General features: G+C 38.4%; 21 protein-coding genes, 8 tRNA genes and 1 rRNA gene. 2 read left to right on the forward strand and 28 right to left on the reverse strand.

The window, feature by feature from the left end; translation table 11 throughout:
- The 21 genes from OPF91_RS12710 to acpS form a co-directional block, all read right to left on the reverse strand.
- Positions 1–119, reverse strand: a 16S ribosomal RNA gene (locus tag OPF91_RS12710); the annotation flags it as partial.
- Between the two features lie 244 nt (positions 120–363).
- Positions 364–437: transfer RNA gene (locus tag OPF91_RS12715), tRNA-Gly, on the reverse strand.
- A gap of 15 nt (positions 438–452) precedes the next feature.
- Positions 453–529: transfer RNA gene (locus OPF91_RS12720), tRNA-Arg, on the reverse strand.
- 18 nt (positions 530–547) lie between these two features.
- Positions 548–633: transfer RNA gene (locus OPF91_RS12725), tRNA-Leu, on the reverse strand.
- A 29-nt stretch (positions 634–662) separates the two neighbouring features.
- A tRNA-Lys gene (locus tag OPF91_RS12730) sits at positions 663–735 on the reverse strand.
- Positions 736–750: 15 nt separating this feature from the next.
- Positions 751–825: transfer RNA gene (locus OPF91_RS12735), tRNA-Gln, on the reverse strand.
- A gap of 6 nt (positions 826–831) precedes the next feature.
- Positions 832–907 (reverse strand) — tRNA-Asp (locus OPF91_RS12740).
- Between the two features lie 24 nt (positions 908–931).
- Positions 932–1,003 (reverse strand) — tRNA-Glu (locus tag OPF91_RS12745).
- Position 1,004: 1 nt separating this feature from the next.
- Positions 1,005–1,081: transfer RNA gene (locus OPF91_RS12750), tRNA-Asn, on the reverse strand.
- A 460-nt stretch (positions 1,082–1,541) separates the two neighbouring features.
- Positions 1,542–1,994: a SprT family protein gene (locus OPF91_RS12755; RefSeq protein ID WP_264989158.1), complete on the reverse strand. Its 453-nt coding sequence runs from the start codon at positions 1,992–1,994 to the stop codon at positions 1,542–1,544.
- A gap of 130 nt (positions 1,995–2,124) precedes the next feature.
- Positions 2,125–4,296 carry a Tex family protein gene (locus OPF91_RS12760; RefSeq protein WP_309297437.1) on the reverse strand — a complete coding sequence of 724 codons (2,172 nt, stop codon included), beginning with the start codon at positions 4,294–4,296 and terminating at the stop codon, positions 2,125–2,127.
- Positions 4,297–4,389: 93 nt separating this feature from the next.
- A complete protein-coding gene (gene sigB / locus OPF91_RS12765; protein WP_264989159.1) occupies positions 4,390–5,172 on the reverse strand; it encodes an RNA polymerase sigma factor SigB in 783 nt (260 codons plus the stop codon).
- The gene (rsbW, locus tag OPF91_RS12770; RefSeq protein ID WP_264989160.1) at positions 5,150–5,620 is read right to left on the reverse strand and encodes an anti-sigma B factor RsbW; all 471 of its coding nucleotides are present in this window, start codon (positions 5,618–5,620) and stop codon (positions 5,150–5,152) included. The genes sigB and rsbW overlap by 23 nt, the downstream gene beginning before the upstream one ends.
- Positions 5,620–5,952, reverse strand: a complete 333-nt coding sequence (locus OPF91_RS12775) for an STAS domain-containing protein (protein ID WP_264989161.1) — start codon at positions 5,950–5,952, stop codon at positions 5,620–5,622. Before OPF91_RS12775 ends, rsbW begins: the two co-directional genes overlap by 1 nt.
- 71 nt (positions 5,953–6,023) lie before the next feature.
- Complete coding sequence (locus tag OPF91_RS12780) at positions 6,024–7,019, reverse strand: PP2C family protein-serine/threonine phosphatase (RefSeq protein ID WP_264989162.1); 996 nt, start codon at positions 7,017–7,019, stop codon at positions 6,024–6,026.
- Positions 7,020–7,031: 12 nt separating this feature from the next.
- Positions 7,032–7,430 carry an anti-sigma regulatory factor gene (locus tag OPF91_RS12785; protein WP_373877052.1) on the reverse strand — a complete coding sequence of 133 codons (399 nt, stop codon included), beginning with the start codon at positions 7,428–7,430 and terminating at the stop codon, positions 7,032–7,034.
- Between the two features lie 147 nt (positions 7,431–7,577).
- Entirely contained in the window at positions 7,578–7,928 is a 351-nt protein-coding gene (locus OPF91_RS12790) for a type II toxin-antitoxin system PemK/MazF family toxin (protein ID WP_008177055.1), read from the reverse strand.
- Between the two features lie 4 nt (positions 7,929–7,932).
- Positions 7,933–8,193 carry a hypothetical protein gene (locus OPF91_RS12795; RefSeq protein ID WP_264989168.1) on the reverse strand — a complete coding sequence of 87 codons (261 nt, stop codon included), beginning with the start codon at positions 8,191–8,193 and terminating at the stop codon, positions 7,933–7,935.
- Between the two features lie 155 nt (positions 8,194–8,348).
- On the reverse strand, positions 8,349–9,491 hold the full coding sequence (gene alr, locus OPF91_RS12800; protein WP_373877053.1) for an alanine racemase: 1,143 nt from the start codon (positions 9,489–9,491) through the stop codon (positions 8,349–8,351).
- 385 nt (positions 9,492–9,876) lie between these two features.
- Positions 9,877–10,926 carry a LolA family protein gene (locus tag OPF91_RS12805; protein ID WP_264989169.1) on the reverse strand — a complete coding sequence of 350 codons (1,050 nt, stop codon included), beginning with the start codon at positions 10,924–10,926 and terminating at the stop codon, positions 9,877–9,879.
- Between the two features lie 88 nt (positions 10,927–11,014).
- Positions 11,015–11,368 (reverse strand): holo-ACP synthase, encoded by a 354-nt coding sequence (gene acpS, locus OPF91_RS12810; RefSeq protein WP_264989170.1) that lies wholly within the window; start codon positions 11,366–11,368, stop codon positions 11,015–11,017.
- A gap of 63 nt (positions 11,369–11,431) precedes the next feature.
- Between acpS and OPF91_RS12815 the strand changes: the two genes are divergently transcribed.
- The gene (locus OPF91_RS12815) at positions 11,432–12,052 is read left to right on the forward strand and encodes a rhomboid family intramembrane serine protease (protein ID WP_264989171.1); all 621 of its coding nucleotides are present in this window, start codon (positions 11,432–11,434) and stop codon (positions 12,050–12,052) included.
- Between the two features lie 81 nt (positions 12,053–12,133).
- Here the strand turns inward: OPF91_RS12815 and OPF91_RS12820 are convergent, their stop codons facing one another.
- From OPF91_RS12820 to OPF91_RS12850, 7 genes are all read right to left on the reverse strand, one after another.
- The gene (locus tag OPF91_RS12820; RefSeq protein ID WP_264989172.1) at positions 12,134–13,591 is read right to left on the reverse strand and encodes a PH domain-containing protein; all 1,458 of its coding nucleotides are present in this window, start codon (positions 13,589–13,591) and stop codon (positions 12,134–12,136) included.
- A complete protein-coding gene (locus tag OPF91_RS12825) occupies positions 13,584–14,063 on the reverse strand; it encodes a PH domain-containing protein (protein ID WP_264989561.1) in 480 nt (159 codons plus the stop codon). Before OPF91_RS12825 ends, OPF91_RS12820 begins: the two co-directional genes overlap by 8 nt.
- A 114-nt stretch (positions 14,064–14,177) precedes the next feature.
- The gene (gene cshA / locus OPF91_RS12830) at positions 14,178–15,704 is read right to left on the reverse strand and encodes a degradosome RNA helicase CshA (protein ID WP_264989173.1); all 1,527 of its coding nucleotides are present in this window, start codon (positions 15,702–15,704) and stop codon (positions 14,178–14,180) included.
- A gap of 340 nt (positions 15,705–16,044) precedes the next feature.
- Complete coding sequence (locus OPF91_RS12835) at positions 16,045–16,737, reverse strand: alpha/beta hydrolase (RefSeq protein WP_264989174.1); 693 nt, start codon at positions 16,735–16,737, stop codon at positions 16,045–16,047.
- Positions 16,738–16,929: 192 nt separating this feature from the next.
- Entirely contained in the window at positions 16,930–18,297 is a 1,368-nt protein-coding gene (locus OPF91_RS12840; RefSeq protein WP_264989175.1) for a UDP-N-acetylmuramoyl-tripeptide--D-alanyl-D-alanine ligase, read from the reverse strand.
- Positions 18,298–18,308: 11 nt separating this feature from the next.
- Positions 18,309–19,445 (reverse strand): D-alanine--D-alanine ligase, encoded by a 1,137-nt coding sequence (locus OPF91_RS12845; protein WP_264989176.1) that lies wholly within the window; start codon positions 19,443–19,445, stop codon positions 18,309–18,311.
- A gap of 127 nt (positions 19,446–19,572) precedes the next feature.
- Positions 19,573–20,325, reverse strand: a complete 753-nt coding sequence (locus tag OPF91_RS12850) for a hypothetical protein (protein WP_264989177.1) — start codon at positions 20,323–20,325, stop codon at positions 19,573–19,575.
- 162 nt (positions 20,326–20,487) lie between these two features.
- Here OPF91_RS12850 and OPF91_RS12855 point away from each other — a divergent pair, with 162 nt between their 5' ends.
- The gene (locus OPF91_RS12855; RefSeq protein ID WP_264989178.1) at positions 20,488–21,675 is read left to right on the forward strand and encodes an FtsW/RodA/SpoVE family cell cycle protein; all 1,188 of its coding nucleotides are present in this window, start codon (positions 20,488–20,490) and stop codon (positions 21,673–21,675) included.
- Positions 21,676–21,711: the final 36 nt, after the last annotated feature.

Consider the following 21,711-nt stretch of genomic DNA (forward strand, 5'->3'; position numbering starts at 1 on the left):
GTTACTCACCCGTCCGCCGCTAACGTCAAAGGAGCAAGCTCCTTCTTCGTCCGCTCGACTTGCATGTATTAGGCACGCCGCCAGCGTTCGTCCTGAGCCAGGATCAAACTCTCCATAAAAGAGAAATCTGAATAGCTCAAATCTCATTGTTGTATCTGTCGCTTCGCTTTCGATACATAAAAAATTGCTGACGCTATGTTTCACTACGCTTTCGCACAGAAAACATTGCTGGCATCATATTTTGGTATGATGTCCAAAATTGTCTTACTTTATTGATTACGCTTTGTTTGTTCAGTTTTCAAGGTTCATAATGACAACTTCTTTATGATACAATAATCAAATTTCATTGTCAACATCTTTTTTTGGAGCGGGTGATGAGAATCGAACTCACGACATCAGCTTGGAAGGCTGAGGTTTTACCATTAAACTACACCCGCATTATATTTTTTATATGGCGCGCCCGACAGGAGTCGAACCCATAACCTTCTGATCCGTAGTCAGACGCTCTATCCAATTGAGCTACGGGCGCACTATTTATGCTATGAATTGGTGCGGCCGAGAGGACTTGAACCTCCACGGGGTTGCCCCCACTAGGCCCTCAACCTAGCGCGTCTGCCATTCCGCCACGACCGCTTCTTACAACAAAACACTTTTTTTAAAAGTGAGCCATGAAGGACTCGAACCTTCGACCCTCTGATTAAAAGTCAGATGCTCTACCAACTGAGCTAATGGCTCATAAAAAAGAATAAATGGCTGGGGTACTAGGATTCGAACCTAGGCATGACGGAATCAAAATCCGTTGCCTTACCGCTTGGCTATACCCCAAAAAAATGGCGGTCCCGACCGGGATCGAACCGGCGATCTCCTGCGTGACAGGCAGGCATGTTAACCGCTACACCACGGGACCAACACTATTCAATATTTTAAAAAATGACCCGTACGGGATTCGAACCCGTGTTACCGCCGTGAAAGGGCGGTGTCTTAACCACTTGACCAACGGGCCATGGCTCCGAAGGCAGGACTCGAACCTGCGACAACCTGATTAACAGTCAGGTGCTACTACCAACTGAGCTACTTCGGAATACTCATATAATGTATTGCTTTGCCTTATCGACTTTTTCTATTATACGGATATATCAAATAAACGTCAACACTTTTTATTTCATCAACTTCTTAAGAAAATTTTATCGTTTTCCCTTTTTTAAATAAATTACCTCTGACTATTAACATCTTCCTTATTCATTAACCTTTATAACATCACATTCTTTATAGATATTTTAAGCTTCTCTAGACTGTAACATACCCATTTATAGTCGTATTTTATACATCTGTTATACTTCTTGTTTTCCCAATTGCTTACGTCCTAGTATAATTACCACTAAATTTTTCAAAATGACTTTTTAGATAAAGTTAACCTCAAACATCACATCTTGTGACAACGGTTTGTTGTTATCGCTCAAAAATCTATTGCGTCTTCTTGCTTCAACAAATACAGCTTATATCGGAAATGTAATGATAACAACACCTATTTTTCTGAGCAACTATTCCATTAATTTTAGGCGACCCAAACAGCGACTACAACAATACTTCTCTATATTCATTCTAATCTTTCTTATATACATTTGCTGACACTTTGCACATTTATATGTATACATAGTCCGTTTTTTTGTATGGATGGCTTTTAAATTAGAACAAAAACGTGGGGCATTAACTTTTTTCAAAAGTGCTCGAAAATCTTGGTCACGGTGTTGATACCCTTTTCCTTCTAAATGTAAATGATAATGACACAATTCATGTCGTACAATCCCTTCAATTTCGCCTAGTCCATGTAATTCAAGAGCTTTTGGATTAATTTCTATATTATGTGATTGTAAAAGATAACGTCCACCAGTTGAACGTAATCTCATGTTAAATGTAGCTTGATGTACAAATGGTTTTTGAAAACTTTCCAGCGATATTTGGCAAACTAACTGCTGCAATTCTTCATTATTCATTATCATTTCCTCCAAAACTGTATTCATAATTAATGACACTTGAATTTCTCTAAACTCCTCACACAAACAATAGAAAATAAACGGCTTGAAGTCCCGTCCGTTTACTGGGCTCAAGCCGTAATAATAGTTATTAATTTTCTAGCTGTTGTTTTGGTGGTAGCATTGTTAATGAAACGCGCCCTTTATTTAATTCGATTTGTTCCACCCATACTGTCACAATATCACCAAGGGCGACAACTTCCAGTGGATGCTTTGGACGTCTTTTTTGTAATTTAGAAATATGAACAAGCCCATCTTGCTTAACACCGATATCAACAAAGGCTCCAAAATCGACTACATTACGAACGGTACCTTGTAATTCCATTCCTACTTGTAAATCTTCCATTTTTAACACATCTGTCTTCAATAAAGGCTGTGGAAAAGCATCACGTGGGTCACGGCTTGGCTTCATTAATGTGTCTACAATATCTTTAGCTGTCACAGCACCAATATTCAACTGCTCACTTAACTGCTCCACATGTAATGCTGCAATTGCCTCTTCCGCCTGTTGTGTACCAATTTCTTTTTTATCGATTTGTGCCACTGTCAATATTTGCTCTGCGACTGTATAGCTTTCTGGATGAATCCCTGTAGCATCAAATGGATTTTTAGCTCCTGGTATACGCAAGAACCCAATAGCTTGCTCATATGTTTTCGCACCAAGTCTTGGAATTTTCTTCAGCTGTGCACGTGTTGTAAATGGCCCATTTTCTTCACGCATTTTAACAATATTCTCTGCTACGGTTTTTGATAAACCAGAAACATACTGTAATAATGATGCAGATGCTGTATTCACATCTACTCCTACTTGGTTTACAGCCGTTTCTACAATGAATGTTAATGATTCTGTCAGTTTCTTTTGTGACACATCATGTTGATATTGACCAACCCCTACCGCTTTTGGCTCAATTTTCACCAACTCTGACAACGGATCCTGTAAACGACGTGCAATAGAGACTGCACTACGCTGCTCTACCTGCAAATCTGGAAATTCTGCACGAGCAACATCAGATGCTGAATACACAGATGCCCCAGCCTCATTGACAATCACGTATGCAGCCTCTGTTTGAAGCTCACTTAACACATCTGCAATGAATTGCTCAGTTTCACGTGAGGCTGTACCATTACCAATTGCAATAATACTAATTGGATATTTAGCTAAAATAGCTGTTACAACTGCTTTCGATTTTGCTACATCTGGCTTTGGTGGATGTGGATAAATCGCAGTGACTTCTAACATCTTCCCTGTTTCATCCACAACTGCTAACTTACAACCTGTACGATAAGCGGGATCAACCCCTAATACATATTTACCCTTCATCGGTGGCTGTAATAAGAGATTGCGTAAGTTTTCAGAGAAAATGTGAATCGCTTGTGCTTCCGCTTTTTCTGTTAATTCATTACGTAACTCTCGTTCAATCGATGGTTGGATTAAACGTTTATATGAATCTTCAATCGCCATTTTCACTTCCGCAATGGCTGGTGATGAACCAGTCGCAGGAATCCATTCCTTCCACATAATTTGCAGTACACGATCAATTGAAACTTGAATCGCTACCTTTAGAATCTCTTCTTTTTCTCCACGATTAATGGCTAATGTGCGATGAGGAACGATACGTTGCACTGGTTCCTCATAGTCATAATACATTTCAAAGACATGCTTTTCATCCAACTCAGCATTTTTTACCGATGTGACTAGTAAACCATCTTTCCATGAATAGGCACGAATTTTCTCACGAATGGTCGCATCATCTGCAAAACGCTCCGCTAAAATATCTCGTGCACCCGCTAATGCTTCCTCAACATCAGTTACTTTTTCACCATCTACAAAACGCTCGGCAACTTGTTGTAATCCATCTACCGGAAATTCTAGTAATAGCTCAGTGAGTGGCTCCAATCCTTTTTCTTTCGCAATCGTTGCTTTTGTACGACGTTTTTGTTTATATGGGCGATATAAATCCTCTACTCGTTGTAACACTGTTGCCGCTTGAATAGCTTTTTCTAGCTCTGGTGTCAGCTTTTCTTGCTCTTGAATAAGACGAATTACCTCTTCTTTTCGTTGCTCAAGCTGTTGCAAGTAATGATAACGATCCTCTACTGCTTTAATCTGTACCTCATCAAGAGAACCCGTCATTTCTTTACGATAACGTGCAATAAACGGCACCGTATTACCTTCTTCTAATAATTGAATAACGGCTTGTACTTGATTTGCTTTAACCGCTACATCTGTTGCGATTAACTGTAGCATTTGTTTCTGTTCCACATCATCACTACCTTTTTCTTTTCATTCTACAAAAAAATAGCCTATTCTGAAAAGCGAATAGACTATCAATCATTATATGAGGCATTTTTCTGTTCACAACGACACACTATCACTAGCCAAAACCGCTTCCTGTAGTTTTTTGATAGCTATACGTTGAATACGAGAAACATGCATTTGGGAGATACCCAAAAGCTCCCCCACCTCTTTTTGTGTTAACTGCTCTAAATATGTAAGTTGAATAACACGCTTTTCCCTCTCATCAAGTACTGCCATTGCTTCTGAAACAACCATTCTTCGATTTGTCATTTCGTAGCCATCATCTTCTTTTCCTACAAGGTCAAAAAGTGTCACTGCGCTTTCTGAATCAGCATCTACTAACCGATCCATTGAAACAGCCTGATAACTCCGCCCAATCTCCATCGTCTCTAAAACATCTTCTTCACTCACCTGCAAACGACTAGCAATTTCCTCAATCGTTGGTGAACGCTGAAGCTCGTTGGTCAATTTTTCCACAGTCACTTTAATACGCGGCCCTAGCTCTTTTATACGTCTTGGCACATAGACATCCCATGTTTTATCACGTAAAAAACGTTTAATCTCTCCAATAATCGTTGGTACAGCATATGCCTCAAAATTTCGCCCAATGGTTGGGTCAAAGCGTCTGATTGCTGATAACAACCCAACCATACCTACTTGAATTAGGTCATCCTCTTGTATTCGATGGTTCTTATATTTATAAGCAACCGATTCTACTAAATATCGATAGTGTATGACTAAGTTAGTTTGTGCCTCTTCATCGTTCTTTGTTTGATATAACTCAATCCACTTTAGTACGTCTGCATTGGCATGGGCTTTAGATTGGGATTCTTTCGACATTCTCTTCCACCTGCTCTCGAGCAACATACTTTGTCATGAATACTGTCACACCACCATCATTCGTAATCATCACCTCATCCATTAAGGTTTCCATTAAATACAAGCCTAATCCACCCTCACGTAACCCTGCCATTGTCTCTCCCGGTTGATATGGTCCGATTTTGGATTTGATTTCTTCAAAGTTAAAGCTATTTCCATAATCTGCAACCATCATTTCAAGTTTATTAGGATATAGCGCACAACCGATGACGATTTCGCCCTCCTCATCATCCTGATAGGCGTGATGAACAACATTTGTGACAGCCTCACTCGCTGCTATTTTTAAATCTTCAATATCATCATAGGCAAATCCAACTCGATTCGCTAACCCTGATACCGTCAAACGAATCACACTGACAAATTGCGGCTTTGCAGGAACTCTTATTTCAATATAATCAAATTCCTTCATTAGTTTATTTCCACCTCTTTATCCGTTTCGATATCCATTAAATCACTTAATCCAGTAATTTCAAATAATCGCCGCAAACGAATGGATAGACCAACGAGTTTTACTTGACCAGCTTCACGTAAGGCTCTCTTATAAAAGGCTACGAAAATACCTAAACCTGTACTATCCATATAATGGACTTTGGATAAATCGAGCACAATGTCTCTGTTTTCATTGAATTTTATATTTTCAAGCTCGTCACGTAATTTTGGAGCTGTAAACGTATCGATTTCTCCTTCAATAAAACCATATAATTGCTGATTTTGTTCTTTAAAATATACGATGATGTCCATATGACTACCTCCAACAGATTTGTTAGACAGTATTTTATTTCCCTTAATAGTTGGTAAATAAACACATGCTTTTATTTTTTTATAATCACTACCGTAAAGTCATCAGAAAGTTTAAAATCCTGCATTTGCTCTATTTGCTCATAAAGCAATGTACATAGTTGTTGTGCTGATAAAAATTTATTTTTTTCGATAATGGTTGTAATCAGGTCCCTTGCGTTGAAATCATCATGGAATCGGAATTCCGTTACCCCATCTGTCATAATGATAATGATGTCATTTTCCTCGATCGTCACTTCATTAAAAGCATATTTTGTATCTGGCAATACCCCTAATAGCAAGCCTTTCGCTTCCAATGTGGAAAATTGATTGTTCTTTGCGCTATAGTGCAGTGCAGGTTCATGTCCAGCAGAAGCGTAAGAAAATGTACTTTTTTGTATATCAAAATAGCCATAAAACATCGAAACAAACATACTATCATCTACACTTTTTTCAATCACTCGGTTAATAATTTCTAAAACATAGGGCGGCTCTTTATATGTATATTCTAATGTTTCCAAACCATACTTCACCATTGACATACAGAGTGCAGCTGGCACACCTTTACCAATGACATCCGTTACCGCTACACATACATACTTCTTATCCTCAGCTAAAAAATGGACGTAATCACCGTTCATTTTTCGAATAGGGATAGATACCATTCCGATATCCACATTCGCTAATTGAGGTACAATCGTTTTTAATAATGTTTTTTGAATATCTGCAGCAATTTTCATTTCCATATCATATTCAGCCTGTTTTTGTAGTAGGCTTTGATGTGCTCTATGGGTCATCCCATATTGCACCATCACTTCAATAAGAAAATCATAGGCATGTTGCTCCTCGTTACTGGTCTGTGGCAATATTTCCTTCATTACATTTTTATGAATGCCTACAACATCCTCAGGTGCCACATTTTTTTGGATTAATTGTCGTGTGAAATTTTGCGCAATGTATAAATTTTTCTCACTTTGGTACGTGATGTAATCCATTAGCATTTTTTTATATTGTGTCTCTAGTTGTTTCATTCCTGTCACCTCCTACCGTAGCCATTTCTCTGTTTTGATGGTCGTGCCTTCTCCAACGTTTGATTGTATCACCATGCTATCCATCAACCGGTTAACTCCTGGTATTCCTGCGCCAAGCCCACCCGAAGTCGAATAACCATCTTGCATGACCTTGCGTACATCTTGAATCCCCGGGCCTTTATCGACAGCTGTAATGATAATTCTTTTTTCACCTTCCGTCTCTATACGTTCAATTTCAATAGTGCCGACTTCTGCATATAAATAAATATTTCGTGCCAATTCACTAATTGCTGTTGTGATGCGTGCCTGATCCACTGTATTAAAGCCAAGCATCTTTGCCTCTTGTCGTCCTATTTGCCTTGCCTCTACAATATCCCACTCCGTCATGATTTCAACTGAAGTTTTAAACATCACTGCTATCCCTCCAATTTATAGTGCCTATGTTATTCCTACTTTACCATAGAATCTAGTCGACAGATTATTTAATCAATTAATTATGCTCAAATGAAAAACACCGAAATGACGAATCATCTCGGTGTTTACCCATACATATGTATATCAAAATTTTACAAGTCCCAAACTTATCATTAAGGCGCCATCTACTTTTTCCATCACAGCATGATCTAATTGTGTAATGCGATCCGTTAGTCTTGATTTATCAATCGTTCGCACTTGTTCAAGCAAAATTACCGAGTCACGCTCAAAGCCGTACTTCTCTGCATTGATTTCTACGTGTGTTGGTAATTTTGCTTTTTGAATTTGTGCTGTGATCGCTGCAATAATGACAGTCGGGCTAAATCGATTGCCAATATCATTTTGGATAATCAACACTGGTCGGGTTCCTCCTTGCTCAGACCCTACGACTGGTGATAAATCCGCAAAAAAAACGTCACCACGTTTTACATTCAAAGTGTCATCCCCCGCTAACGAGACGCTCCACCATATGTTGTGCTTCATATTCCGCATGTAGGCTTTCACTCGCAATCATGAGATTAATATGAGACATTTCAACATACCCTTTCATCATAGCTTCCCGTATCTGATTTGGTTGCTCCTGCACTAAATTCTTATGCGACAAAGCACTCATATATGAATCATTTACTTCTTTTGTCGGTAAAAAAATTACATCTTGAACAACAATAGTAGCTTCTTTTTTACATTTTTTTTCGTACACAGCAAGCACCTCCAACAGAGCCATCCACTTTTCGTTACTTTTAATTCTACCATTGAAAGATATTGTTGAAAAGACATGAATTGACAAAATATCTGACATTTTGTATTTAAAAGTATAATTATTTCGTGGCTGTTGAAAGTGTCTACAAAATACGCTTACTCAGCATCAAAACACACATGCTCTCCATATATTCTTGGAACTCTTTGTGTAATCATACATGGTATTTCATAGTTAATTGTGTCGAGCTTTGTCGCCCACTCTTCCATTGAAATGATTTCTTGCCCTTGTCCACCAATAAGCGTTACTTTTTCACCTATAGCATATGCTTTTGGCAATGCAATCATACATTGGTCCATACAAATTCTTCCGACAATTGGTACTCTTTGTCCATCAATAAGTACCTCTTGTCCACTTAATTTTCGTAACATCCCATCAGCATAACCGATTGGTAGTGTCCCTAGCCACATATTTGTAGGCGCGATAAATTCTGCGCCATACCCTACTGCATCACCTGTGTGTAATTCTTTCACATGAACAAGTGCACTCTCCAAATAAAAGGCAGGCTTTAGTGGAAAAGGTAAAATATCATTGACATAGGCAGATGGTGCTAATCCATACATCGAGATACCAAATCTCACTGCATCATATTGTAAATCAGTTTGCTTTACTAAAGCTGCCGCTGTATTTGACGCATGAATCAGTCTAGGCTTTTTCGGTAATACTGCTAAACAACGTTCAAAAAATTGCACCTGTTGCTCAAAATACTGCACATTCTCTTCATCTGCTGTCGCAAAATGCGTAAAGATACCGTCAATTTCCATGCTTTGGGCCATTTCTATACTTTGATACACCGCTAATAAAGCTTCTTCTGTTCGAACACCTAGCCTTCCCATACCACTATCCACCTTAATATGCAGTCGTAAAGGTATCGTGCTATGTGTCAATAAAGATGTTGCTTGCTGTACCCATTCTGTATCAAAAACCGTCACAGTAATTCGTTGCTCTGCTGCAAATGGCACAAAGGCTACGGGACATGCCCCTAATAACACAATATCAGGTGTAGCAAAATGTGCTCGAATATGTAATGCTTCTTCTGGTGTTGCCACTGCCAAAATAGTCGCTCCTGCTTCAAGTGCTGCTTGTGCAACTGCCACATCACCATGACCATAGGCATTCGCTTTTACTACGGCAATCACCTGAACATGGGGTTGCAGTATTTTCTTTAAATTTTGTATGTTGTTTTGAATAGCTTGTAGATCTATAAATGCTTTTGTTGGTCTAAAATGCTGCTGTGTCATTATTAGCATACCCTCTTTAATTTAAATTCAAACATATATAGGAAGAAACTTGTCCATCTACTAAGATGCTGTTCAAAGAAGAACTTCCTACTCCTTCTCTGAACATTAATCCATTATGCCCCAGCATAAGTGCTTCTGGATTTGTTCAAGCAATTAACGTCACGGCTTGTTAATGTCGCTACGCTTTCGGTACAGAAAATATGAACTGACTTACATCATGTAGACCCTCAGAGTCCATAATTTGGAGCTCTTATCTTGGTTCAGTGGGTGTCCAAACGCCCACTGAACTAAGATAAATAGTTTCACTAGCTTTGGCTTATATAGCAAGAAAATATCATTATAATATACTGATTCTTCATCCTATACAAGTATTCACGAAAAATTTTTACTTCATACTACTTATCGTCATAGAAGTTGCAACTTCCACCATTTCTTCACGGCTTAATTTACTTGAAGCGATAAAGAACGCTACACCGTCTTTTTCCCAGCTAATTGATGTATCTGTGATGGCTCCAATCGTAAAGCCTAAATCAACTGGATCACCAGAAGTGGATACTGGTAACATCATCATTTCTTTTGTCGCTGCTTGCTGCATCACTGTAAATGGTTTCTCTCCATTAAACGTTAAAATAACACGTTCAAGACCATCTTCTCGTACGACTTGCTCATCAACCATTTTTGCCCAATTTACTACTGGATAGTGTGTTTGGAATTCCTTATATTCAACTTCTGAACCTAGTGCTTCCTTGTCATCTTGTGATTCTTCCTTTGTCGGTGTAGCTTGTTCATTTTGTTTACCGTCTGTTTCTGTCGAATTTTCGACTGCATATTCCTTAGCCGCATGTTGTACACCTAATTTAATATCCTTAAATGTAATACGAATTTGTTCTTCTTTCACGTCATTCATAATGACCACAGATTTTGGAAGCAACGTTTTTTTATCTACAGTGACAACCTGATGGGGCATACTATTTTTGTAGCTATTTCTAGTCGCCGCTTCAAATATATAATTTGCGTCTTCTTCTTTCATCACTAAATTTTTATCCTCTGTTAAATCCTCTGCTAATGCACCGATTAAATAGGCTTGGCTATTTTTTTTCGGCCAATCACTTTGGAATTTATACATTTTATTTAGTGTTGGTGTCACGACAAAAACACCCTCTGTATTCCGCACAATCCGTTGTGATACATCTTTACCGCTTTCCATGACCTCTACTCGATAAAATTCTGGCTTCGTATGCCATACAGTCACATCATATTTTCTTGGCTCTCCACCTGCTTTTATTTCCATCGTTGCCTGTAGCTCATAGCCTTTCGCATCAGCCCATTTACCATTTACCTTTTTCAACACTTTTTCTTGTGAAGCTGTCCCACACGCTGATAAAAGTAAAATTGCACACACTAAAATGAACCATTTCACGATATTCTTACTCACATTTTCACCCTTTCTTCTTTCAAATCCACTACGACAATATATGAACCTTGTTTGCCAGTTATGTCATTGGAAAAAGGGCTACTCACGACTACATCATGAGAATAACTTGAGCCACTGCATATTGCTTAGAATGTGTAATGCTCACAAAGCCTTTCACAGGTTTACCCTGAAAATAGAGCAATGGTTCACCAGCCGCTCCACGTAAAATTTCCACATCATGTAATTGGCATTGCTCACCAAGACCTGTACCTAATGCTTTAGAAAATGCCTCTTTTGCTGCAAAGCGCCCTGCTAAAAATTCAATTTTCCGTGTAGCAGACAGTTTATCAAATAATGCACGCTCCTTAGTAGATAAAATGCGCTCTTTAAATTTATTTGTACGCTGCATCGCTTTTTCAATACGCTCTAATTCAATAATATCGAGACCAATTCCCTTAATCATGCAAACTACTCCTTTTCTTATCTAGCTAAAACCATGTATAATAATTGTAATTGAGGTGGAATCATGTTTAGTCGAACAGAAAACTTTAAGCAATACACAACCTATTATCCTGTTGTTTCAACCTTTATCATCTTGAATATCATCGTCTATGTGCTAACATTGCTACCTAGCGTGGGATCACTCGTTACACTATATGGTATTCAAGCCAATTCATTGATTGAATCTGGTCAATGGTGGCGTGTATTTTCAGCGATGTTTTTACATGCTGGTTTTGTGCATATGTTTTTTAATATGTTTTCATTGTATTTATTTGGACCAGAGCTTGAAAAAATCGCAGGTAAAGCACGCTTTATGACGATTTATTTAGTATCTGGCCTTGTAGGCAATGTCGCTACTTATTTATTCTACGATATTAATTATGTAAGCCTTGGCGCAAGTGGAGCTGTTTTTGGTATATTCGGTGCATTTGGCGCACTTGTTTACTACACTCGTCGCACAATGCCAATGCTTCGTAAACTAATTTTGCCCATTATCGTCATTAGTGTCATTATGACATTTTTACAGGCAAACACCAACGTTTATGCACATTTAGGCGGCTTAGTAGCTGGATTTGTCCTTGGTCTTATTTATCTACATCCAAAAAGAATTTTAAGTTGGCGCAAACAAAAGATGGCTGGTAAATAAAATAGGCTGTATTCATAACAATCAAAAAAGTAGTGCAAGAGAGTGAAAATAACCACGCTCCTGCACTACTTTATTTTTCAATTAATGCTCATACCAAGCTAAAATTGTTTCTACATCATGTTGCTCTATATTGGAGACAGTACCTGTTGTACCACTTGTCCCTGACATAACCGTTGCATTTACTGACATCACTTGCTTTCTTTTTTGAAAATATGTTTGTGTGCTTTCCATAGATTGAATACGCTTTTTCTCCATAAAGAAAGTAATACGACTAAACATTCGATACTGTAATGTTAATTGCTTCCCATCTAATGAATAGCCTGCTGTATGATGCTGCCAAGCACCAAAGGCCATAAATAATGGAATTGCTAATACAGAAAGCAATCCATATGGATATAAAAAGTAGCTACTAGCACCAATAATAGGCAACAGCCAAATAAAATCAATTCGATAAAAGAAAGGTCTTGCTCGTTTTGGTGAACGTACAAATTGTGGCTGCCAATTCATCGTTGGGAAAAGTTCCTCAAGTACGACCAAACTTTCCTGCTTTTTCATCAACGGGAATAACATAATTTTTTTATCTTTCCCACTTTCTCCATTACCACCAGCACTTTCAACAGTCACGGCGACAAATCCAAAAAATTGACGGACAGGATTTTCAATAATTCGAATAGCTTGAATACGATTTAATGGCAGTGTAATGCGCTTTTTCTCTAATAAGCCTTTCGTAATCATCAGTTTTTCGTCTTCAATACGAACCGTATAATCATAATAATTAATCAATGTAATAATTACTGATACAACCCATGCTACAATCAACACGGCAAATGACAACAACCCTATTACAAATGCGCCAATTCGCACAAAATCCGCTAGCTCATTAAAAACAGCTTTATACGGAATGATATCTGAAAACTGTGAAACGACTGCACCGACACCTGATAGCACAACACCAATCCCGCCTGAAGTCGTCGCCAATATAAGTAAATCTCGAATCGACATTTTATAAATAGCTGTGGATGGTATTTCTTCTACTTCTACTATTTCCTCTACAACCTCTTGCGTCTTTGCTTGACGCATTGCAAGCTCTATCGCATTAGCTGCCCCTTTTTCTATGGCTGTCAATTCTACTTCTGGCTTACCGTCCTTATTCCCTGCTGTTTCCACTTGCACTTTTACTAACCCAAATAAACGGTGAAAAATACCTTCATGATAATTTAAGCTTTGAATACGTTCAAATGGAATATAACGTTTCTTTTTCACAAACAAGCCATATTTTACACGTAATTCGCCATCCTCAAACCAATAAACAAATGTACGCCATTTCACAATTCCACTGACAAGCGTAAGGATGGCTAGACCACCACCAACACCAAATAACATGACTGTTTCCCAAAAATGTTCGCTATGAATATTCAATGAAAAGTTAAAGCCGTTAGTAACGACAATAATGGCGATTGGCAAAATCAAGTTTCTTAATGCCTTCACGCTCTCAATAACAGCAGATATGGGATGTAAACGATTGATTTCCTTAGACATCATCTTCCGCCACCCTTGCTAATTCTGAAATACGTGCACGTAAATGGTCAGCCTCATCCATGATAAGCGCTGGAATGGTATGTACCGTTGCGGCTGTTGATATCGATATATTACTTAAATCATACTTTTTCAATATCGGTCCCTGTGTTGTATCAACATGCTGTACACGTACCATTGGAATCAATGTACGTTTAACAACAAATAGCCCATGCTGTACTTCAATTTCATGTTCACGTACTTCATAACGCCAACGTTCCCAACGAATTTTTGGAAATAACCAGATCGATAAAATAATACTCAAAACTACGACTGCACCTGCGATAAAGTAAATAAAGGATGGCCATTCAAAATAATATGTACCATAACAGGCTGCTCCCCCCACTATACATAAAATCACTGTCTGAATAACGCCATATACTCGCCATACAGTCAAACCTTTACTTGAAATTTGATGCTTCGGTTGTGCTCTCAATTCCATTCGCCTCACTTTCCTCTATCAAATTATACGGGATATACTGTCATTTTGTTTCAATCAACGAAAAAAACCTTACAGCTATTTTTCGAGCTGTAAGGTTTCATAAATAGATTAGTCTTCACGACGACGAGGAGCACGAGAACGGCCTTGACCGTTACCACCTTCACGACGTGTACCTTCGCGGCGACCGCCATCACGACGGTTACTACCGCCACGACGTTCACCACCTCGGCTACTGTCACGACGGCCGCCAAAGTTGCGGTTACCGCCACGACCACGATCTCCACCACGACCATTGCTAGAACGTTCACGACGCATTGGTAATGGGCGTTCTTCTGTAATTGTTACTGGTGTATCATCTGGCTCTTTTGTTAATGAACGAAGTGCTGCCGCTACAACGTCTAGAGCTTCATGATTTTCAAGTACTTCTGCCGCTAATGTACGGTAGTCACCTAAATTATTATTAGCAATAAGCCCTTCAAGTGTTTCAATCGCTAAACGCTGTTGACCAACTAATGCCTCATCAGATGTTGGTGGGCGAAGTGGTGTCATACGCTTTTTCGTTGTTTCTTCTACAATACGTAAGTAGCCCATTTCACGTGGTGTAACAAACGTTACGGCCAGACCTGATTTACCTGCACGGCCTGTACGACCGATACGGTGAACATATGACTCTGGATCTTGTGGAATATCGAAGTTATAAACATGTGTTACACCTGAAATATCAAGACCACGTGCTGCTACATCCGTTGCCACAAGGATATCAATTTTATTTTCTTTAAATTGACGTAATACTGAAATACGTTTTGCTTGGCTTAAATCACCATGAATACCTTCCGCAAGATAGCCACGGATAGACAATGCTTGTGCTAACTCATCAACACGACGCTTTGTACGACCAAAAATAATAGCAAGCTCTGGTTGGTGAACATTGATTAAACGTGATAAAACATCGAATTTTTCACGTTCAGCCGCTTTTACGAAATATTGGTCGATATTATCAACTGTTAATTCTTTTGCTTTAATTTTTACGATTTCTGGGTCTCTCATAAATGTTTCAGCAATTTTACGAATAGCTGGTGGCATTGTTGCTGAGAACAACAATGTTTGACGTTCAGAAGGAACATTTTCTAAAATCGCATTAATATCATCAATAAAGCCCATGTTTAACATTTCGTCTGCTTCATCCAAAACCAATGTTTGAACATCTTCTAGCTTTAATGTACGGCGGTTAATATGGTCAATAATACGTCCTGGCGTACCAACAATAATTTGTGGCTTGTTTTTCAATGCACGAATTTGACGACCAATTTCTTGTCCACCATATACTGATAATAATTTTACACGTTTGTCATAACCGATTTTATAAAGCTCTTCCGATACTTGAATCGCTAATTCACGTGTTGGGGCAATAACTAATGCTTGAATGTTAGGGTTTTTTGGATCGATTTTTTCGATTAGTGGAATACCAAATGCAGCAGTTTTACCAGTACCTGTTTGTGCTTGACCTAATACATCACGGCCTTCAATTGCAAAACGAATAGTACCTTCTTGGATTGGTGTTGCTTCTTCAAATCCCATACGCTTTACAGAGCGTAATGTAGATTCGCTAATATTTAATTCTGAAAAATTTGTCAAACTTCTCAATCTCCTTTTTCCTTTTAAGTTGACAAATGGTTACATTTTCAGATGAAGTAGTCGGCAAATGCGAGCCTCTATTACGGAACGTTTCCGTTACTTAAAAATTTCCTCTATACGATGTTTGTATAGAGCTCTCTTATATGAAAAGGAAAGCCCGGTCTTTACCGAGCGGTTCAATTCTGTCATCATTAGAATAAAACCGTTATATTCAAAAAAAAGCACTCTTCAACCAAACATGAAGAGTCTTCGCACAAAATGTATCCATTGCTTATACTAGACTAACACATGATGCAGACGTATGCAACGATAATACACGAGTCGTAATTATCTGACTATTTTAGGGTGTTTGTAAAAAGTGAAAAACCTGCGGAAACCACTTTTCACAGCCTTCACTATGACAAATATGATGTTTACCATTATCAGAAAAATACAAGTTTTTATCTGCTGTCGTTAATGTATCATAAAGAAATTGAGCTGTACGATAAGGGACAATGCCATCCATTTTACCTTGCACAATAAAAACAGGAATACAAATATCTTTGTAATATGGCTGTACCATTCTAACAAGCTTCATAAATTCAATGGTTGCAGCTAATGGGACATGATTGAATTTATGGCGATAACGTAAAAATAGCTCATTATTCATTAAATTTCGATGATACGCCTCTGTTGCCAGCATCGTAAAATCCTTCACTAATTGCTTCGGGCTAATATATTTTGCAGCCGCACTTAATAATACAAGTTTTTTGACTTTATAACGTTTGGCTAAATAAAGTGCTATAATCCCTCCCATCGAAAATCCAATAACCATAATCTCATCTACTTTTTTCGCTAACGCTCGATAAGCTAACTCTGCATCCATCAACCAATGCTTTGCTGTAAAGCCCTCCATATGTAACTCATCGCCATGCCCTGACAATGTTGGCTCTTCAATTAACCAATCGGTATGTTCACGTAAATAAGCAGTAAAAGGTTCTACTTCATAAGGACCTCCTGAAAAACCATGAATACATAATACACCTACAGACATCTCGCTCACCTCTTTTCTATAAAAGATTTACTGCCGCTACGCTTTCGTACAGAAAACATCAACTAACCTACATCATATAGCCCCTCAATATCTACGGCAACCGCTGGGGATTTTATCTTGTATTCAATGGGCGTTTGGACACCTACTGAATACAAGATAAAATCGGTGAGCATCTCCCCACCGATTTTTCCATTATGACGTAAAGGCTGATAGAATGGTTTCCAGCTTCATGCCACGTGAACCTTTTAATAATACGATAGCCTTTTCATCTGCTTGCTGTAATTGCTTAATAATCGGCGCATAGTCATTTTCAGTATATAGTAAATGCCTGTCATCAAAGCGCTCTTTTAATACTTCGTATAATGCTGCCATACGAGGACCAAATAAGCAAACATAAGCAAAATCCTCTGCATCAATATCCTGTGCTAATTCTTCATGGAATCTCTTTTCATCCGTACCAAGCTCCAGCATATCGCCTAATACAAGCCATTTTTCTGGACGAATATCTGTTGTCGCAACAAATTGAATCGCTGCCTTCACTGATGTTGGTGCAGCATTATAAGCATCATTAATAAACAATGCGCCATTTGTTCCTTGGACTTGCTGCATACGCATATCTGTCAAAACGACTTGTCGTAAAGCCGTATCAATTTGCTCATTTGTTAAACCAAGTTGTCTAGCAATCAGCATAGCAGCCAGCGTATTTTTCACTTGATGCTTGCCAAGAACCGAAATGAAAAAATCACCTTCAATTGCACCATGTGTTGTAAAATGACTACCATCAACTGTTGCTGTAATGTGATTAGCATATAACGCATTAGAAGGTTCTAAACCAAACGCAACTGTATTTAGCGTCAGCTCCTGTGCTACTAATTGCTGCAATAGTGGTTCATCGCCATCGTAAAATAGCACGCCATCTTCCTGCATTCCTTGAATAATTTCAAACTTCGCTTTCGCAATACCTGCTCGTGAGCCCAAATCCTGCATATGTGCCTCTCCGATATTGGTAATAACAGTTAAATGGGGCTGTGCTAGCTTTGTTAAAAATTCAATTTCTCCAAAACCACTCATGCCCATTTCAAGAACTGCTACGTCTGTATCCTCATCCAATTGAAGAATCGTAATCGGCAAGCCTAGCTGATTGTTAAAATTACCAATCGTTTTTTGCACTTTAAAAAATGGCGCTAATGTCCCCGCTAAAATGTCCTTTGTAGACGTTTTACCGTTAGAACCTGTAATACCGATAAATTTTGCCTGATGCTCCTGACGATACGCTTGAGCCATTTGTTGTAACGCTTGCTCTGGATCATCTACAAATAGCAATGGCACATTTTGCGGTGGATTTGGCTCATCCTTTTGCCAAAGTGCCGCACTTGCTCCTTTTTCAATCGCCTGTATAACAAAACGATGTCCGTTTACTTGCTCGCCACGAAAGGGCACGAATAAATCGCCTTGTTGAATTGTTCGTGTATCAATAGAGATTCCTGTTACAACTGTATCGCCCAAATTCGGCTCTTCTTCTTGTAGCCATATTGCTAACTGTTTTAATGTTTTTTTCACAATAATCCCACTCAGTCTCTTTTATAGTGAAGCTGTTGTTTTTCCTCATAGCGTTCAATCGCTAGTTCAACTAAACAATCAATAAGCGCTGAATAGCTAACACCTGTCTCTTGCCAAAGAAGAGGATACATACTAAATGGTGTAAACCCTGGCATTGTATTCACTTCATTGATATAAATTTTATCATCTGCTGTGACAAAGAAGTCAGCACGCACTAAACCGCTACCATCGATTGCTTTAAATGCTCGTTTGGCGAAATCTTCTAAGCTTGCAATCGTATCCTGTGACAGCTCTGCAGGAATAATCAGCGTTGTTGAGCCGTCTTTATATTTTGAATCATAGTCATAAAAGTCTGTAACAGCTTTAATTTCCCCTGCTACAGAAACCTTTGGAAAATCATTACCTAAAACCGCTAATTCAATTTCGCGTGCTTCAATCCCTTGCTCAATCACAATTTTACGGTCATATTGTAGTGCTACTTTAATCGCCTTCACTAGCTCATCACGATTTGTCGCCTTGCTAATGCCCACACTTGAACCTAGATTCGCTGGCTTGACAAACATCGGCCATTGTAACGTTTGCTCACAGCGTGCTAAAACGGCTTCCTGTTCCTTCACCCATTCACTACGAATAAAATGAGTATAAGGCACTTGTGGTAAGCCAGCAATCTCAAATAATTGTTTCATAATGACTTTATCCATACCTGCCGATGATGCTAAAACACCATTTCCTACATATGGCAAGTTCAAAACTTCTAATAATCCCTGAACAGTACCATCTTCGCCATTCGTACCATGTAATAATGGGAAAATAACATCAAAGTGTACAGACTGCTTCGTGAGACTTTCACTTGAATTTTGCTGTTGGTTGCTTAGTAAATGTGTGCTTTCTTGCTTTTTATCAATTAGAAAATCCGTAATATTATTTTCTAATGTTGCTGTATGATCACCAAATTGTAATTGTTCAATCGTGTTAACTGGTCCTTCTAAGCGTTCGCCACGTCGCCATTCCCCATCAAGCGTAATAAAAATTGGATAGACTTCATATTTATCAAAATCCAACGCACCGATCACTGCGTGAGCCGTCGATAATGACACCTCATGCTCTGCTGATTTTCCGCCATACAATAAGCCGATTCGTTTTTTCATCATTGTACCCTCCACATATTTCTTGTGTATTATTAGTGTATCACGAAAACCTTCAACAAATGACATAATTCAAAGGAATACTGCGCATCAAAAATCCCACCGCCATATGAACGGTGAGATTTCTCTTCTACACAATATACATTAGTTCATCATGTTTATTTTTCAATATTGCCTCTAAATCATCCCATACTTCATCAAGAAAAGAATAATCAGCGAGATTTCGGATTTCAATCGCATATGCTACTTTCGGTTTTTCAATACGATACAATGATAATAACGCCCCATCACTGACATATGGGCGATAATTTCGCAATGATTCTGGTGAAATAGCAGGCACACGTGATTTGACCTTTCTGCGCCAAAAGCTCGTAGTCCGCTCTCTCTCTTCAATTAAGCTGTTCATCACATTCGCTATTAATAAATCAGCATCACTCAAATGACGAAAATAAACTTTCGTCATTTTCCCTACATCTGAAGAGTAATAGACAAAGCGGTTTTGTAATTTATTAAAAAAGGGGGATGTAATCGGTTCTTTTTTATGGCTTATGTAAAGCAATTCGCCTTGTTCTACAGGTGTAAGTTGATCCAATCCTTTTTCATCTAAAAAATCAATCCAGCATAGCTCTTTTAACTCTGCTGACTTCTTCACAAAGCGAGTAACCTCATCCTCTGGTATATACTCAAATTGTGTATGCATATTGAATGAGCTATCCTCATAGGTATGCTTCAACAATAACAAGTGATGTAGTGGTTCAAATGCAGCCATAAATTGCGTGAGTTTTAACCCGCTAAAAATGGCAAATTTATCGACACTATTCAAATGAACATACATATGATACATAAAATCATCTGCTGATTTTAATTTTTTTGCCACAATCATCACCCCGTTCTTCCTTTTATTATACGGCTAAATCTCCATTTTTTGAAACATTTTATGCTCCATATCGTCATAACAATATTCACAGGCGTAAAAATGTTTTTTACGTTATAATATGGTGAGCTACATTAGCGATTTAACTACTCTTTAATTTAGGTGACTTATATGGAAAATAAACGAAACTTCGTTAATCGTTTTGATTGGGTACTTGCTTTTATACTCTGCATGTTTCTAGTCATTAGTGTATTAGCTATTGCCTCTGCTCAAACATCTGGACAATATGCAAACAATTTCGTATTCCAGCATATACGATGGTATGTTATCTGTTCTGTCATTATTGGCTTTGTGATGTTTTTCGAGCCAGAGCAATATAAAAAAATGTCTTGGTATATGTATGGCGGGGGAATTCTTCTTCTCGTGCTTCTTATTTTCATGCCTGAAGGACCTGGGCAAATTGGTGAGCGAGTGAATAGTGCAAAAAGCTGGTATCATACACCACTCGGTAATATACAGCCTTCCGAGTTTATGAAAACTTTTTATATTTTAGCGTTAGCACGACTGATTAGTAAGCATCATGAGGTGCATGCGCTAAGGTCTTTAAAAACAGATTTTATTTTGCTAGGAAAAATTGGTGCTACGTTAGTTGTTCCTTTAGCACTTATTATGGAGCAACCTGACCTTGGTTCGTCTCTTGTGTTCCTAGCAATCACAGCCGCACTCATTATTGTGGCAGGTATCTCTTGGAAAATTATTTTACCTGTTATTGTAAGTGGCACACTTATTAGTGGCACGCTGCTATGGATGGCACTCTATATGCAGGAATTTTTAGAAAAGACATTTGGCTTCAAACCTTATCAATTTGCCCGAATCTACTCGTGGCTTGATCCGTATTCTTATTCCTCTGGTGATGGGTACCATTTAATATCATCATTAAATGCTATTGGATCTGGTGAAATTTTCGGTAAGGGTTTCCGTAATCGGGAAGTATATGTCGCCGAAAACCATACCGATTTCGTTTTCACTGTGATTGGGGAGGAATGGGGCTTTATTGGTGCCAGTGTTGTCATTTGTATTTACTTCTTGCTTATTTATCACTTAACGAAAACAACGCTATTATTGAAAGACCCATTTTCAACATATGTATGTGCTGGTATTATCGCGATGATTACATTCCATGTTTTTGAAAATATCGGCATGACCATTCAATTGTTACCGATAACAGGGATTCCTTTACCATTTATTAGCTATGGTGGTAGTTCGTTAATGGGGAATTCTTTAGCAATTGGCTTGGTATTCAGTATGCGTTTCCACTATCGAACATATATGTTTACAACACATGATGATGATGAATAATAGAAAAGGGCAGCTTCCATGTAAGATGGAGAGCTA

It is taken from the genome of Lysinibacillus piscis, assembly GCF_026012395.1.
Lineage (GTDB): Bacteria > Bacillota > Bacilli > Bacillales_A > Planococcaceae > Lysinibacillus > Lysinibacillus piscis.

Excerpts from the sequence above, each read along its gene's own strand:
- rsbW (WP_264989160.1), bottom strand. The coding sequence starts at position 5,620 with ATGAAGGAATTTGATTATATTGAAATAAGAGTTCCTGCAAAGCCGCAA.
- OPF91_RS12815 (WP_264989171.1), top strand. The coding sequence starts at position 11,432 with ATGTTTAGTCGAACAGAAAACTTTAAGCAATACACAACCTATTATCCT.
- OPF91_RS12835 (WP_264989174.1), bottom strand. The coding sequence starts at position 16,737 with ATGTCTGTAGGTGTATTATGTATTCATGGTTTTTCAGGAGGTCCTTAT.
- OPF91_RS12780 (WP_264989162.1), bottom strand. The coding sequence starts at position 7,019 with ATGAAACAACTAGAGACACAATATAAAAAAATGCTAATGGATTACATC.
- OPF91_RS12775 (WP_264989161.1), bottom strand. The coding sequence starts at position 5,952 with ATGGACATCATCGTATATTTTAAAGAACAAAATCAGCAATTATATGGT.
- acpS (WP_264989170.1), bottom strand. The coding sequence starts at position 11,368 with ATGATTAAGGGAATTGGTCTCGATATTATTGAATTAGAGCGTATTGAA.
- OPF91_RS12785 (WP_373877052.1), bottom strand. The coding sequence starts at position 7,430 with ATGTTTAAAACTTCAGTTGAAATCATGACGGAGTGGGATATTGTAGAG.
- OPF91_RS12755 (WP_264989158.1), bottom strand. The coding sequence starts at position 1,994 with ATGAATAATGAAGAATTGCAGCAGTTAGTTTGCCAAATATCGCTGGAA.
- OPF91_RS12820 (WP_264989172.1), bottom strand. The coding sequence starts at position 13,591 with ATGTCTAAGGAAATCAATCGTTTACATCCCATATCTGCTGTTATTGAG.
- OPF91_RS12850 (WP_264989177.1), bottom strand. The coding sequence starts at position 20,325 with ATGATTGTGGCAAAAAAATTAAAATCAGCAGATGATTTTATGTATCAT.
- alr (WP_373877053.1), bottom strand. The coding sequence starts at position 9,491 with ATGACACAGCAGCATTTTAGACCAACAAAAGCATTTATAGATCTACAA.
- sigB (WP_264989159.1), bottom strand. The coding sequence starts at position 5,172 with ATGTCGAAAGAATCCCAATCTAAAGCCCATGCCAATGCAGACGTACTA.
- OPF91_RS12855 (WP_264989178.1), top strand. The coding sequence starts at position 20,488 with ATGGAAAATAAACGAAACTTCGTTAATCGTTTTGATTGGGTACTTGCT.
- OPF91_RS12845 (WP_264989176.1), bottom strand. The coding sequence starts at position 19,445 with ATGAAAAAACGAATCGGCTTATTGTATGGCGGAAAATCAGCAGAGCAT.